Here is a 16,556-nt window from a genome sequence, read left to right on the forward strand (position 1 = left end):
AGATAAAAAATATCAAAAAAGAAACGGTATATAAAAACCGGGAAATGCGGCAACACTCCCCGGAAAGAATCAATACCACATGCACTTAAATCATCAGTATCAAATTCAAGAGTTACAAATGTATGAAAAATCAAACAAAAAGAGTTATGAAGTTAACTTTTATAACACTATTTCTATCAACCACAGGAATGTTTGCATCTGTTAATTCGCAAAATACACGGGTCAATATCCATGTGAACAATGCAAACACTCAAATTGTCTTAAACGAAATCGAAAAACAAACAGACTATCTCTTTGTGTACGACACCAAAGAAATAGATCTAAATCGTAAGGTTTCCGTAGAGGCGCAAAATAAAACCGTAGCAGATGTGTTATCATCTGTCTTTACCCAAACAGACATCTCATATGCGATGGAGGGTAATAACATCATGTTAATGCGAAAAAACACTTCTGTTACACAACAGAGTAACCGGAGAATTACCGGTGTTGTGAAAGACGCAATTGGTGAACCTATCATTGGAGCAAATATCGTGGTGAAGGGAACCACAAACGGTATAATCACCGACATTAACGGAAATTTCAGCCTTATGGTCTCCGAGAACGCCATCTTGCAAATTTCCTATATCGGATATCAGACACAAGAAATCCCTACCAAAGGGCAGACGAACATCCAAATTACCATGAAGGATGACGCACAAGCATTGGATGATGTCGTTGTTATCGGTTATGGTACGCAACGCAAGAAAGACGTAGCCGGATCTATCTCTTCCATATCTACGAAGGATTTATCTATTCAATCATCCGGGAATATACAGAACCTTCTTCAAGGTAGGTTATCCGGTGTGTCCGTAACAACTTCCGGCGTAGCTGGCGATGCTCCTGCTATCCGTATTCGAGGTGTCGGAACACTGAATAATAACAGCCCGTTGTATGTCATTGATGGTTTTCCTACAAAAAGCGAGATCGCATCCCAAATAAATCCTTCAAGTATAGAGTCTGTACAAGTATTGAAGGATGCTTCCTCCGCCTCTATCTATGGTTCCCAAGCAGCTAACGGGGTTATCTTAATCACGACAAAGCAAGGTAAAGAAGGAAAACCTACCGTTGACGTAAAAGTAAACGTAGGCGTGCAACTTCCCACCAACTTGCCGGAAATGCTAAACTCCCAACAATATGGAGAAGTCTTGTGGAACGCAATGAGAAACGCCGGGTTAACACCACAGCATGACCAATATGGCAACGGAGCTACACCCGTCATTCCTGATTATATTCTACCGGCAGGAGCCATGGAAGGCCAGGTAGATCTCAGCACTTATAATACTGCGGAAAATCAATTTATGCGCGCTAATAAGATCGGAACTAATTGGGCTGATGAAGTTTATCGCCCCGCACCGACTACAAACATTGATATCAGCGCACAAGGAGGTGGCAATGGGTCTAAATATTTCTTGAGCGCAAACTATTATAAACAAGAAGCTCTTGTAAAATGGGCGGGCTATGATCGCTTCTCTTTACGAGCCAATTCTCAATTTAAGATTTTGAGCTTCGCCACATTAGGATCAAACCTAAGCGCAACTTACTCTAAATACAAAGGAAGCAAATCAGACCATGAGGCCGTACGTATGGCTCCGCTTATTCCGGTTTACGACGTAGAAGGTAATTGGGCCGGAACAAAAGCTAATGGTTTAGGTGATTCCAAGAATCCGGTAGCCCAACTTTATAATCAAAGAGAGAATTACAATGACAACCTCAACTTGTTAGGTAATTTGTATTTGGATATCAATTTCTTGAAATACTTCCAATTCAAGACAAATGTCGGCGTAAACGTTGAGGATAGCGGCTCCAAAGAGTTCAATCCAAAAACTTATTGGAACAAAGGAGACGCAAATACGCTAGTGAATTCTTTAAAGGAAGCAAGAGGCCGTAAATCAGAATTGGTTTGGAACAATACTTTGACCTTCACGAAAAAATTTCGTGAAACACATAATCTGAATGTTTTGCTAGGTACAGAAGCCATTAGTTCTAAAATAGAGAATCTCTCTGCTTATAGAAGTAATTTTATTATCGAGGATCCCGATTATAGATACCTTGACGCTGGCGAATCCAACAAGGACAATACAGGCAACGCAAATGAATACGCTTTGTTCTCTCTGTTCGCACGTGTCAATTATCAATATAAAGACAAATATTATTTAGGGGCTATTATTCGTCGAGATGGGTCCTCACGTTTTGGTGCGAATCATAGATATGGCTACTTCCCAGGGGTAAACGCCGCATGGAGACTTACGGAAGAAAACTTCATGAAAGGGCAAGATATTCTTAGTGATTTGAAAATCAGAGCCAGTTACGGTTTGACAGGAAATCAGGATATCGATAACTACGCATTTGCGTCCATGTATTATACGAATATCTCAACTAGCAGCTATCCTATAGCGGGAGATCCAAACTCTGTCACTCAAGGTATCAGTAAGGAGAGCATTGGTAATCCGGATCTTAAATGGGAGACGACTACACAAACAAACATTGGTATCGACGCAGGTCTTTTTAATAATAAACTGAATTTGTCATTCGATTTCTACCATAAATATACTACCGACATCTTGCAAAGAATTACTTATCCTTCTACCGGAGGAGTGGCAAGTGCCCCATTTATGAATATCGGTGAAATGCAAAATAATGGATATGAATTGAATATCAATTTCCAGAATACGACAGACTATGGTTTCCGGTACGAATTAGGGCTCATTTTGTCCGGATATCGTAATGAGGTAAAGAAATTAGCTTCAAATCAATTCATATCGAACACATATACAAGAACAGAAGTAGGTCATCCGATTTCCTCTTTCTATGGCTATGTGATCGATGGTATTTTCCAAACACAAGGCGAGGTCGACTCGCATGTAGAACAGTCAGACAAAGCAATCGGCCGTTGGAAATATAGAGATGTGAATAATGACGGAAAAATAGACAGCCAAGATAGGGCCTATATCGGTAATCCTCACCCTGATTTCGAGTACTCTTTGAGTTCACGCTTCTATTACAAGAACTTCGATTTGTCTCTTTATATCCAAGGCAGTCAAGGAAATGATATTTGTTTCGCATCGAAAGGCGGTAGGGATGGCCTTGATTTCTGGGGAGATTATTTCAATAAAAGTACCCGTATATTGAATACTTGGACTCCTGAAAACAGAAATGCGGAACTGCCGGAGATCAATATCTTGAATCCAAATGATGAGGCAGGTAAGGTTTCTTCATACTTAATTGAAGATGGTTCTTATATTCGTTTGAAACAATTAGAATTAGGATATACCCTTCCGAAACAAACGCTTTCGAAAATTGGACTCCAGCAATGTCGTGTTTATTTGAACGCGGAAAACTTATTGACATTGACAAAGTATAACAACATTGATCCCGAGGTTAAGAACGGCGATGACAAGAATATGGGTGTCGATTATATGAATAATATGCCACTAGCACGTGTATTCTCCATTGGTTTCAATTTATCTTTCTAATACTTAAAATTAAACAAACATGAAAAATCTATTTCATATAGCGAAAAAAACGTTCACATGGGTAACCGTCACGATGGCTGTTAGCCTGTTTAATGGTTGTTCTGATTTTTGGGATAAACAACCATTAGGCAAATTGAATGAGTCTGTATTAACAGATGAAAGTACCGTAAATAAACTCCTTATTGCCTGCTATAGCCCATTAAACGGATTTATCAACGGAGTTTGGGGAATAACAAGTGGGCCGGATAATGTCTTCTATGGAGATATGTGCGCTGGAAATATCCATAAAGGAAGTACTACCGGCGATCAAGGCGAACTGCTACAGATGGAGCGTTATGTCGCTACTGCTGAAAATGGTCGTATCCGGGATAAATGGATACTGGTATATGGAGCTATTGAGCGTTGCAACGACGTACTTCGTATGCTGAATGATAATAAAATTGATGGCTTATCAGAAGAAAGTGAAATGGAAATTAGAGCAGAAGCCCGTTTCCTAAGAGGATATTATCATTTTGAAGCGAAAAAAATCTGGAACATGGTCCCTTATATTGATGAATACGTAGAAGATCCGCAAAGAAGGGTTCCCAATGACAAAGATATTTGGCCTAATATTGAAGAAGACTTCTCTTTTGCTACCGGAATTTTACCGGATAATCAGAGTGAGCCTGGAAGACCTACGAAAAACGCCGCTAAAGCGTTCTTGGCCAAGGCTTATTTATTCCAGCAAAAATACAGCGAGGCAAAAGTTTTATTAGACGAAGTCATCACTAGCGGAAAATATAAGTTACTTGACAATTATTTTGATAACTTCAATGCGGAGCAAAACAATAACGCAGAAGTGGTATGGTCTAACCAGGTAGCGGTAAATGTAGCGGGAGCTGGTTACGATCGTAGCCAACGTGGTTTCGACTTATCTTATCCCAATGCTCCAGATCAACCAAACTTAAGTGGAGCCGGATTCCAACAACCTACTTTCGACTTAGTAAATGCCTATCAAGTAGACGAAAATGGCCTACCCATGATTGACACTTACGCTAACCATGAATTCAAAAACGACCAAGATATCGAATCAAGCGAGGCATGGGAACCAGATATGGAAACCCCTGTAGATCCGAGATTAGACTGGGTCGTTGGTCGTAGAGGCATTCCATATCATGATTGGGGATTGCACCCGGGAAAAGCTTGGATCAGGGATCAAGTCAGCGCAGGTCCTTATAACCAAAAGAAATGGATTATATTAGAAAGCCAACTTGCTACATACGCTTATGACAATACAGCAAAATTTAACGCAATGAATTTCAATATTATTCGATACGCTCAAGTATTATTGTGGGCAGCGGAATGTGAGGTGGAGATTGGTAACCCTGAGAAAGCAAAAGAATATGTCAATATGATTCGTCAAAGGGTAAAAGACGGATCTTACGTGAGATTAGGAGATGAAGCGCCTTTTGGCAATGGTCCAGTTGCCGCCAATTATAAAGTGGATATCTATAAGGATTCATGGGCAGGACTTAGTAAAGACGTATTACGAAAACGTGTACGATTTGAAGAACGCTTGGAACTTGCGTTAGAAGGTCATTTCTTCTTCGATTTGGTACGTTGGGATATCGCTGAGGATTTTTTAAATAAATATGTCGAAAGAGAAAAAAGACATATCCAATATTTAAATGGAGCCGTTTTTGATAAGAACCATCGCTATTACGCTATTCCTCTAACTGAAATAGATAGAAGCTATGTCGATGGTAAACCAACATTGACACAGAATCCGGGATATTAATTATAGTAAGTATGAGGGGGTATCATAATATCCCCTCCACTTTTATCTACAAAAGATTTGAATATGACACAATATCTAAAGTCACTTTATCTATGCATTTGTTTACTGGGGGGATTTATATCTTGTCAAACAAATGAAAGTATCACTCAAGATGAGGAGATACAAACAATCATGGAAGGAATCTCGAATCAAGCGGGTCAAGAAAAAAATCCTTATCTGACAGCAGGAGATAAAACCTACATAATAGGTACGCAAGATGGAAACTTCCCTGATCTTGGTGGACATACTCCCGGAGAGATGGGAGGAGTTTGGAATCATTTGATCAAGCTATTAGATGGCTTTTGGGTAAAAATGACAGATAATAAAGGTAATTCTTGTTGGTTGGAAAACGCAATACAATATACGAATTATCCTTTTGGAAGTAAATTTGAGTACGCTCCTTTATTTAATAATAGTATCCGTGTCAATCGTTTCCAATTTTGCCCACAAGGAAAAAATGGTGTTGTTATTACCTATACCATCGAAAATGTATCGGATTCAGAGCAAACGGTCCTTTTTGATTTTGTCGCAAAAACAGATTTGTTGCCTGTATGGTCATCCGGGACAATCGGGTTAAAAGACGCAAATGATGTCGTGAACTGGGATGCCCAAGATGCCATTTTTAAAGCGAAAGATTTAGGTAATAACTGGAACGTGATTTGGGGAGCGGATCAACATACGAGTATTTATCAACTAGATACTCCTACTTATATAAATACGCAAGGAACGGGTAAAAGTGCCTCTTCTACTTATACGATTACACTTCCTAAGAATCAGGAGAAAAAACTTTCTTTCGTCATCGCAGGATCAAAAGACAGTGAGGAGGATGCCCTAAAAAGTTACAAAGACATCTTAGCGAACCATTCCGAAATGTTGGAAGATAAAAAAATGTATTACACCCAACTATTAGAGAGAGGACGGATTAACATTCCAGATAAAAAGTTACAAGAGGTTTATAACTGGTGCAAAATCAATACGGAATGGCTTGCGGCAGATATGGAAAGTGCAGGACGCTTTCTGGGAGCGGGCGCAATTGAATATCCATGGTTATTCGGTTGTGATAATTCTTATTCATTACAAGGCCTTGTCGCTACAGGTGACCAAAAATTAGCAAAAGAGACATTGAGAGTTATCAAAGAGATGTCAGAGAAAGCCAATAGGAATGGCCGTATTTTGCATGAAATGGCATTCAACGCATTCGTCAGCCACAAAGGAAATACTCAAGAGACTGCTCATTTTGTCATCGCTGTATGGAATGTTTATAAATGGACTGGTGATAACAAATTCCTTGCAGATATGTATCCTTATATGCAAAAAGGTCTGAACTTCCTTTTGAAAGATATGGATACAAATAAGAATATGTTCCCCGAAGGGTATGGAATCATGGAAGTTAGAGGATTAAATGCGGAATTGATTGATGTCTCTGTTTATACCCAGCAAGCACTGGAAGTTATGTCGCAGATTGCCTTAATAATGGGAGAAGAAGCATTTGCCAGTGAGTGCGCCTCGCAAGCAATCGATTTGAAAGAAAGGATAAACGACCTATTTTGGGATAAGGATTTAGAAATTTATTGTGATTTTTATGGAACGAGAGAGCAAGCCTTAGAAACGACTAAAGGTGCTATCGAACAGGTTCGTAATACAGAATACAGGTGGGATGTTGCCGAGGTTTCCTTACAGGAATATGAGGATAGCAAGAAAAAGCATATCGCAATGTATGAGGATATGTATAAACAATTTGAAGCGTATCCAACTGGTATTATGAAAGGATGGTTAACTAACAAGAATTGGGTAATAAGCACTCCAATAGAAACTCATATTGCCTCAGAAGACAGAGCTATTCGGCAATTGGATAAAGTACGAAAAGAGCATTGCGGCGAATATGGTCCTTATTTATCCGCAGTCGAAAGAGATCGCATGATGACTATCGCAACAGGCGTACAAGCGATGGCCGAATGCGCTTACGGACGTGTAGATGAGGCTTTATGGTATATCAATCGCATCGTCGATACATTTGGCCGTACACTTCCGGGATCAATTAATGAGATGATGCCTGATTATGGCTGCCCTGTTCAAGCATGGACCATCTATGGTATAGCAACACCTTTGATTCGTTATATATATGGCATACAACCAGAAGCCTATAAAAAGACCTTGACCCTAAGTCCTAATTTACCATCAGATTGGGACTTTATTGAAATGAAAGATCTTCCTGTTGGAAATAATAAGATTAATTATAAAGTAAAACAACTGGAAGATGGATTGGAAATCACGTTAGATACAACTGAAAAGGATTGGAGTTACCTATTAAGACCGGTAAAACAACCTATCAAGCGATTTATCGTGAATGGTAAGGAACAACGGATTTAGAGAGAGACGGGGCATGCCCCGTCTCCACATATAGACACCGCCTCATAATGATCTAAAATTAAAACAGATAACCCCAACTATTTTGAGTAAATAGAACTTAGTCTGAATTCCGTATTCAAGACCTCTTTCCACTCTAACCTTTTACTATCAATGCGATAAATGGATAACAATCAATTTCTTTCATCCCATATTATACTTGAGATAACCGGAAAGCGGGGAAAATGAAAGTATGATTACTTTAACTATTTTTCTATCAAAAATTCCTACTTTTACCGCTAAATCTGTATTGAAGATGAAAGGAGACGATTTTAATATCATTTATGAACGGAATTACCGACGGTCATTCCTGTTCACCAAATCATATGTACATGATGACATGGTGGCTGAGGATATCGTAGCTGAATCGCTTGTAAAATATTGGCGACTGGTCTCTGCTGGAGAAAACGAGATAACAGAAGCCTTATTGCTCACGATTTTGAAAAATAAAGCCCTTAACTATTTACGCCATAAAGCCATACATGATGCCGCTATTGAAAATTTAGAGGAAATAAAAAATAGAGAACTAAGCATTAGAATTTCCACACTCGAGGCTTGCGATCCGAAAGAGATCTTCTCTGATGAGGTCAATAGGATCATCCACAAAACTTTAAAAAACTTACCAGAACAAACTCATCGAATATTCGAGATGAGCCGCTTCGAGAATAAAACCGTAAAAGAAATAGCGGATGAGACAAACCTCACCATAAAAGGTGTAGAATACCACATAACCAAGGCTTTAAAAGCTTTGCGTATCAACTTGAAAGACTATCTACCCTTATTTTATTTTCTTTTTTCTTAATTTTTTTCATTTTTCCACTAGGGATTTAGCGCACAGCGTTGTTTTTATAATAGAAAATAAATTAACAGACATTCATGGAGCAATTACTACAACGGTACATAAGAGGTAAGGTTTCCGAAGAAGAGAGACTGAAAGTAGTGTCATGGCTGGACGAAAGTCCTGATAACATGCGTGAATTTCTGGCTTTACGTAAATTATATGATATTTCACTTTGGCATACGGATACAGAGCAAAAAACACTTCATAAAAAATTCATTCCAACAATTCGACGTATCGCAATCGAAACACTAAAAATAGCAGCGATCTTTTTAATTGGAATCTTTGTTACTAAACAATTCGTAGAACAAAAAAAGGTAGAGGATATACAAATACAAACCATCCATGTACCCACAGGTCAGCGAGCTGAGTTAACTTTAGCGGACGGGACACATGTTTGGCTCAACTCTCGCTCGACATTGAAATTTCCTAATAAATTCGGCACAAATAAACGGAACGTAGAACTTAACGGAGAAGGGTATTTTTCTGTACATCATGACAAAAAACGTCCTTTTACCGTACAAACCGAAAAATACGCAATTCATGTATTGGGTACCGAATTTAATGTTAAGGCATATCACAACAGTCCTTTATTTGAGACAGCATTATTAAATGGCAGCGTAGAAATATCTTCCTTAACTATGCCGAAAAGATTACGCCTAAAGCCGAACGAGATGGCGATCGCAAGTCAGGAAGGATTAAATACATCCCATATTCCTGACTACAACTACTTTAAATGGAAAGAGGGATTATTCTGTTTCGAAGACGAGTCGATCCAAAGTTTAATAGAAAAGTTACAGCTTTATTATGATATTAAAATTGATGTTCAACGACCATCCTTACTTCAATACCGTTATTCCGGCAAATTCCGTATCAAAGACGGAATTGACCATGTATTGAAAGTATTACAATTAAAACATAAATTCACTTATACAAAAAATGAAGAGACGAATCTAATCGTGATAAAATAAATATTTAGTCGTTAACCTTTTAAATACAGAATATAGAGAATGAAAACATAACAAACAATTAACAGCACAAATTACACAAAAAGGGAGATGCTGCAACATCCCCCTTCCGTAAGTCAGTACCAGACTTGCGAAAATAAATTCATTTAGTACTAACAAATAAGACATTACAAATGTATGAAAAAAATTTGTAACGGGCATTTTATGTCCCCTTTTAACACAGAAGACAAAACATTTCGAATAATGAGATTAACATTCATTGCATTATTTGTATTCAGTTTCAGCTTACTCGCATCCGTACATTCACAAACGATGCGCATCAATATCAATGCTAATAATGAATCTACGCATTCAATTTTAGAACAGATAGAACAGCAAACTGATTATTTATTCATTTATAATACAAATGAAATCGACTTAAACCGTAAAGCATCCGTACACGCTCAAGACCAAACGGTAATGGATGTTTTGTCACAAATTTTCAGAAACACGAATATTGGATATGCGATTGAAGGCAGTAATATCATGTTGATGAAGAAAGATGAAAAAGCAGAACAACAACAGGATAACAATAAGGTCTCAGGAACAATTACAGATAAATCCGGAGAACCTATTATCGGTGCTAACGTCGTTATAAAAGGAACAACTAACGGAACTATTACAGATATAGATGGTAATTATACGTTAGATGTTCCTGTTTCTGCCATCTTGCAGATTTCCTATATCGGATATTTGACACAAGATGTTCCTGTAAATGGGAAACAACAAATCAATATTCGTTTAGTAGAAGATACGCAACAATTAGACGAGGTGGTAGTGGTTGGCTACGGTACACAGAAAAAAGGGGAATTAACTTCATCTATTTCCAGCATAAAAAGCGAAACATTCATTCAAGGTTCAGTACAAGACGCAGCCCAGTTGCTTCAAGGAAAGGTTGCGGGACTTGGCATTGTCATGCCTAATGGTGATCCGACGTCTTCATCCCAAATTGTATTGCGTGGTATCGGCTCACTAAAAGGAGACCGAGTTCCATTAGTTATTGTCGATGGAGTTCCGGGTGATATGAGCACTGTTGCACCAGAAGATATCGAAAGCATAGATGTTATAAAAGACGGCTCAGCCGCCGCTATTTATGGAACTAGAGGAAATAATGGTGTTATTTTCATCACCACAAAAAAAGTGAAAGGAGAGATACCTGTAACTATTGATATTCAAGCTTATGTCACTACCCAGCAAATCAAAAAAAGATTAGATATGATGGATGCCGATCAATACCGTCAATTAGTAAAACAAGGGAAACCCGGCGCTATTGATTATGGTTACGACACAGATTGGCTAGACCAGATATTAAGGACTCCTATTTCTTACGTAACTAATGCCAGTCTACGCGGAGGTAATCGCAACTCTAATTATATCGCAAACATAAACTATAAGTCTGGCCAAGGCATTATCAAACGCTCAGACAATAGAGTATTAACCACACGATTGGAAATCAACCACTCTATGTGGGATAACTTATTAAAGTTTAATTTAAACATCATGGGTAAAGAACAAAGATATACAGCCTTAGGAGATGGCAAAAGCTTCAATGGGGAAATTTACCGAAATGCGTTAATCAATATTCCAACTGAACGTCCGAAAGACGATAACGGAAACTGGATTGAACATCCGACAATGAACGGATATATGAATCCGGTAGCTGCGCTATATGAAAGTAATGGCGAGAATAAAAGTACCCAATTACGTACATTCGGAACCGTTACATTGACTCCCATGGATGAATTTTTCGTAAAAGCATTAGTGTCGAGAACCTCTTATAATCAAACCCGCGGATATGCTGAAACTAAAAAACACATATCAACTGTCCGCAATGGCAAAAACGGGTTTGCTTCTCGCGGAACAACTGCTTCTATCGATAATCTGTTAGAGATCACAGCCCAATACAAAAATAATTTTGGTGCTCATAATCTTACTGGTTTAGCGGGTTATTCTTATCAAGACAATACTTATGAAAATTATTGGATGCAAAACTGGGATTTTCCATCCGATCAATATAGCTATAATAATATGGGGGCTGGAGCTGCCTTAAAAAGAGGAGAAGTTGAGGAAAAGTCTGAAAAAAACAAGTCTAAGTTAATCGGTGTATTTGCTCGTATCAACTATAGTTTCAATGATCGTTATTTAGCATCTGTCAGTATCCGTCATGAAGGAGCTACACAATTCGGAGCTAATTATAAATGGGGAAATTTTCCGGCCGTATCCGTAGGCTGGAATATACATAATGAGGAATTCATGAGCTCCTTACGTTTTATCAGTAGCTTGAAAGCTCGTTTAGGTTTTGGTGTAACGGGTTCCATTCCTGAAGATCCATATATGTCATTAAGCCGCTTGACCAGCGATAAGAATCTCTATACTGGTTCTGGCTGGCTCCCTTCATTAAAACCTTCAAGTAACGCAAATCCAAACCTGCGTTGGGAAAAAAAAGAAGAGTGGAACTTAGGAGTAGACTTCGGTGTCCTTGATAACCGTATCAGTGGATCTATAGACCTTTATAAACGCACGACAAAAGATATGCTATGGAACTATCAAGTAGCCACTCCTCCTTATTTATATCAGGAAATCCTCGCAAACGCAGGAACTATGCAAAATAAAGGACTAGAGATACACCTCAGTGCAATCCCAGTACAAACAAAAGAATTCTCATGGACAACTAGCTTTAATTATTCGACTAACAAAAATAAGTTGGTTGCCTTATCCAACGAGGAATTCCAATTAAAATCCGGTTATATAGAAGATGGCTGGACTGGCGAACCTATCCAACAATATACCCATCGAATATTTGAAGGGGGTGAGGTTGGTAATTTCTACGGTTTTAAAACTATTGATATAGATAGCGAAGGACGTTGGATTATTGAAGATAAAAACGGTAATCCAAAACCGATCTCAGAGCAACAAGCAGAAGATAAAAAAATTATTGGAAATGGCCTGCCCAAACACCTATTAAGCTGGGATAACAGTTTTACCTTCAAAAATTTCGACTTAGGTATAACTATGCGAGGTGCATTCGACTATGACATCCTCAACTACCCCCGCATGTTTTATGAATGTCCTGTAAACTTGACCCGGGGAAATTTGCTTGCCACAGCTTATGAACCGAAGTACGGAAAGACTGTACTAAACGACCAACAGGAACTTCAATATGTTAGCTATTTCATCGAAAGAGGAAACTTTTGGAAAATTGATAATATCACCATTGGTTATACCTTAAAACTTAAGAATGATTATTTAAAAAGGATACGTATATACGCAACCGGTAATAACCTATTCACATTTACAGGATACAGTGGATTAGACCCTGAGGTTAATACGCAAGGACTTAATCCCGGATGTGATGAATTAGGCCGTTACCCTTCTACACGTTCCTTTACTTTAGGCGCAATGTTTACTTTTTAAAATAAATAAACTCATGAATACAATTAAAAAACATATAAATATCTTATTATTAGGTTGCTGTTCATTGAACTTTATTTCCTGCACAGACCTAACCGAAGAAATCTTCTCTGACATTACTGAAGATAGTTATAAATATGAAGCTGGAGACGCAACTAAAGTGGTTGGTGCCGCTTATACCAATCTTCAAGATTGGGGATATTGCGGTTCCGGACAAGCTCCAATGCTGAGTCAAGAAATATGTACCGATGCCGCAGTGTTCCCCGCTAATGGTTCCGGTTGGGATGATGGAGGTGTATTTCGTAGAATGCATCAACATTCATGGAACTCCGAACAATTACAAGTGAATCGTTTATGGGAAGTTTGCTATTCCGGAATTATCTTGGCAAACCGGGCTATCAGCATTATCAACCAAGATGATTTTCCTTTTGCCGCTAATGAAAACAAGGCTGCCATGATCGCTGAATCTCGAGCATTACGTGCTTTCTATTACTGGTACATCATGGATAATTTTGGAGATGCTCCTTTAGTCACGGAACCCACCTCAGAATTACCTGTAAAAACATCCCGGAAGGATCTTTATGATTTTATAGTCAAAGAACTAAAAGAGTCTTTCAGCGATCTCCCAACAGAGAAAAATGAATCTAATTATGGAAGATTCACATTATGGGGAGCTAAAGCCCTCCTCGCTAACGTATATTTGAACGCAGAAGTATATACAGGTGATCCCCAATGGAATGCTTGTATTCAAGAGTGTGATGATATTATTAATTCAGGAAAATACAGTTTAGACATTAATTATAGCGATCCATTTAAGGCACACAATGAAAACTCATTAGAAAATATATTAGTCATTCCTTATGATGAAATATTTGCCACTGGATTTAACTATCATTTAGCCGCCTTACACGGAGCAAACCAAAAAACGTATGATCTAGTTGGAAGCCCTTGGGGAGCTGGGGCCTATAAAGGAATACCTCAATTCATCGACACCTATGATCCAGATGACGAACGTTTAAATGCGACTTGGCTAGGAGGTCCCCAATACGCATCTGACCGGACACCTCTCACAGGCTCTTATGACTTAATGGGACAACCGCTTATCTTCGTCAACAAAATGCCCAACGGAATTTTCACTGGTGAGGCAGAAGGATATCGCTGGTTAAAATATGAGGTTGAGATGGGAGCCAGAAGTGAACTAAATAATGATTTGGTCTTATTCAGACTTACGCAAGTCCATATGATGAAAGCAGAATGCCTTTTACGTACTGGGAAAGCAGATCAAGCAGCGTCTATTGTAAGTATGGTCAGAAAAAGAGCTTTTAAAGAACATCCTGAAAAAGCAATTGTCTCAGGAGCGCAATTACAAGAAAAATCCTGTTACAAATACGGTACGGTAGAAAACTATGTATTAACTTCGCAAAATCAAGTTTATCCGGAAAAATTCGGACGTTTCTATGATGAACTAGGTTGGGAATTCGCTGGAGAATCTTATCGCCGGAGAGATATGATACGTTTCGGTCATTTCACAAAAGCTAAATGGTTATCTCATGAGCCGAATGGAGATTATAAAACGGTATTTCCCTTACCTCAAAAAGTAGTAGATACCAATCCGAATCTGGAACAAAATCCGAATTATCAATAATAACATAGAGGGTATGTCTCTATATTGACATACCCTCCTTTAATCTCAATTTCTAAAGCTATATGAAGCAATACCTTTTACTCGCTGCGTCTGCCTTTCTTTTGCAAGGGTGCCAGACCTCTAAAGAAGATATAAAGGAACAGCCTTTGAAAATGATCGAGCAGATCGATTTTTCTCATGTGAAAATCAATGACAACTTTTGGTCACCCAGACTCAGCAAACATGTCTCGGCGACCTTGCCTGTCTGTATCGATCAAATAGAGAATCAAACCGGACGTATCCGTAATTTCGAGAATGCAGCGAAAGGGGAAGGAGAGCATTCCGGCATTTTCTTTGATGATTCCGATGTATATAAAGCGTTAGAAGGTATGGCTTATAGCCTGATCAACAATCCGGATCCCGAGTTGGAAAAGAAAGCGGACGAATGGATTGACAAATTCGCTGCCGCCCAACAACCGGATGGCTACATCAATACCTTCTATACTCTCACCGGATTGGATAAACGGTGGACCAATATGGACAAGCATGAGATGTACTGCGCCGGGCATATGATTGAGGCTGGAGTGGCATATTACCAAGCAACCGGAAAGCGTAAGTTATTAGATGTATGTATCCGCATGGCAGATCATATGATGAGCCAATTCGGACCGGGAAAACGGCATTGGGTACCGGGACATGAGGAAATAGAACTGGCGCTTGTCAAGCTTTATCAAACCACCCAAGAGCAAAAATATCTGGATTTCGCTTATTGGCTGCTGGAGGAACGCGGACACGGTCACGGCACTATGGGTGATGAAGGTAAATGGGACCCGGTTTACTATCAAGATATCGTTCCCGTCCGGCAACTTACCGATATCTCCGGGCATGCGGTACGATGTATGTATTTGTATTGCGGTATGGCCGATGTGGCTGCCTTGAAGAATGATACGGGATATATAGCCGCCATGGATCGTCTATGGGATGATGTGGTACACCGCAATATGTATATCACCGGGGGTATCGGTTCATCCCGGGATAACGAAGGGTTTACGGAGGATTACGATTTACCGAACCTAGATGCTTATTGCGAGACTTGCGCTTCTGTCGGAATGGTGCTTTGGAACCAACGTATGAACCAACTTACCGGAGACTCTAAATACATCGACGTACTGGAACGTTCTTTATATAACGGTGCGCTTGCCGGTATCTCCTTGGGTGGAGACCGCTTCTTCTATGTCAACCCGCTGGAATCTAAGGGTGATCACCATAGACAAGAATGGTATGGTTGCGCTTGTTGTCCAAGTCAGCTTTCACGCTTCTTGCCTTCTATCGGAAATTATATCTACGCCTCCTCCGATGATGCGTTATGGGTAAATCTATATATCGGAAATACGGGGCAAATACGGATAGGAGAGACTGATATCCTATTAACACAAGAAACGGACTATCCGTGGGATGGATCGGTAAAACTAACAATTTCTACTTCTCAGCCTTTGGAGAAAGAGATACGCCTCCGCATTCCGAATTGGTGCAAAACCTATGATTTAAGTATCAATGGTAAGAGAATAAACGTGTCTGAGGAAAAAGGCTATGCGGTAATCAAGGATTGGAAATCGCAAGATGTAATCGCTCTAGATATGGATATGCCCGTGGAAATTGTTGCGGCAGATCCGCATGTCAAGGAAAATTTCGGCAAACGGGCGATTCAACGAGGGCCACTTGTATACTGCATGGAAGAAATAGACAACCCGGAATATTTCGATCAAATCCAGTTGAGCCCAAGTACAACATTCCAGACAGCCTTCGTTTCCGATATATTGAATGGGATAAAAACAATTAAAACAAACGGTAGGGCACAATCTGCTACCTTCATTCCCTATTATGCGTGGGATAACCGTAAAGCAGGAAAAATGAGGGTATGGATCCCCTATAACGAATAACT

8 protein-coding genes are annotated in these 16,556 nt (G+C 39.2%); all 8 read left to right on the forward strand.

Annotated elements, in window-relative coordinates:
• Nucleotides 1-296 precede the first annotated feature (296 nt).
• The 8 genes from DW033_RS09710 to DW033_RS09745 all read left to right on the forward strand — a co-directional run bounded on the left by DW033_RS09710 (nucleotide 297) and on the right by DW033_RS09745 (nucleotide 16,554).
• Entirely contained in the window at nucleotides 297-3,512 is a 3,216-nt protein-coding gene (locus DW033_RS09710) for a TonB-dependent receptor (protein ID WP_232054474.1), read from the forward strand.
• Between the two features lie 19 nt (nucleotides 3,513-3,531).
• Nucleotides 3,532-5,289 (forward strand): RagB/SusD family nutrient uptake outer membrane protein, encoded by a 1,758-nt coding sequence (locus tag DW033_RS09715; protein ID WP_122382700.1) that lies wholly within the window; start codon nucleotides 3,532-3,534, stop codon nucleotides 5,287-5,289.
• A gap of 63 nt (nucleotides 5,290-5,352) precedes the next feature.
• Complete coding sequence (locus DW033_RS09720; protein ID WP_005867298.1) at nucleotides 5,353-7,698, forward strand: hypothetical protein; 2,346 nt, start codon at nucleotides 5,353-5,355, stop codon at nucleotides 7,696-7,698.
• Between the two features lie 292 nt (nucleotides 7,699-7,990).
• Nucleotides 7,991-8,536: an RNA polymerase sigma-70 factor gene (locus DW033_RS09725; RefSeq protein ID WP_005867296.1), complete on the forward strand. Its 546-nt coding sequence runs from the start codon at nucleotides 7,991-7,993 to the stop codon at nucleotides 8,534-8,536.
• A 74-nt stretch (nucleotides 8,537-8,610) separates the two neighbouring features.
• On the forward strand, nucleotides 8,611-9,543 hold the full coding sequence (locus DW033_RS09730; RefSeq protein ID WP_005867294.1) for a FecR family protein: 933 nt from the start codon (nucleotides 8,611-8,613) through the stop codon (nucleotides 9,541-9,543).
• A gap of 240 nt (nucleotides 9,544-9,783) precedes the next feature.
• Nucleotides 9,784-12,993, forward strand: coding sequence for a TonB-dependent receptor (locus tag DW033_RS09735; protein WP_122382708.1), 3,210 nt, complete (start codon nucleotides 9,784-9,786; stop codon nucleotides 12,991-12,993).
• Between the two features lie 13 nt (nucleotides 12,994-13,006).
• Complete coding sequence (locus tag DW033_RS09740) at nucleotides 13,007-14,635, forward strand: RagB/SusD family nutrient uptake outer membrane protein (protein WP_005863235.1); 1,629 nt, start codon at nucleotides 13,007-13,009, stop codon at nucleotides 14,633-14,635.
• Between the two features lie 62 nt (nucleotides 14,636-14,697).
• A complete protein-coding gene (locus tag DW033_RS09745) occupies nucleotides 14,698-16,554 on the forward strand; it encodes a glycoside hydrolase family 127 protein (protein WP_122382701.1) in 1,857 nt (618 codons plus the stop codon).
• Nucleotides 16,555-16,556 lie beyond the last annotated feature (2 nt).

The sequence above is a fragment of the Parabacteroides sp. AF39-10AC genome (genome assembly GCF_003635405.1).
Classification (GTDB): Bacteria; Bacteroidota; Bacteroidia; order Bacteroidales; family Tannerellaceae; genus Parabacteroides; species Parabacteroides distasonis.

Coding starts and splice junctions, on each gene's coding strand:
- DW033_RS09730 (WP_005867294.1), top strand. CDS start 8,611: ATGGAGCAATTACTACAACGGTACATAAGAGGTAAGGTTTCCGAAGAA.
- DW033_RS09720 (WP_005867298.1), top strand. CDS start 5,353: ATGACACAATATCTAAAGTCACTTTATCTATGCATTTGTTTACTGGGG.
- DW033_RS09740 (WP_005863235.1), top strand. CDS start 13,007: ATGAATACAATTAAAAAACATATAAATATCTTATTATTAGGTTGCTGT.
- DW033_RS09715 (WP_122382700.1), top strand. CDS start 3,532: ATGAAAAATCTATTTCATATAGCGAAAAAAACGTTCACATGGGTAACC.
- DW033_RS09725 (WP_005867296.1), top strand. CDS start 7,991: ATGAAAGGAGACGATTTTAATATCATTTATGAACGGAATTACCGACGG.
- DW033_RS09735 (WP_122382708.1), top strand. CDS start 9,784: ATGAGATTAACATTCATTGCATTATTTGTATTCAGTTTCAGCTTACTC.
- DW033_RS09745 (WP_122382701.1), top strand. CDS start 14,698: ATGAAGCAATACCTTTTACTCGCTGCGTCTGCCTTTCTTTTGCAAGGG.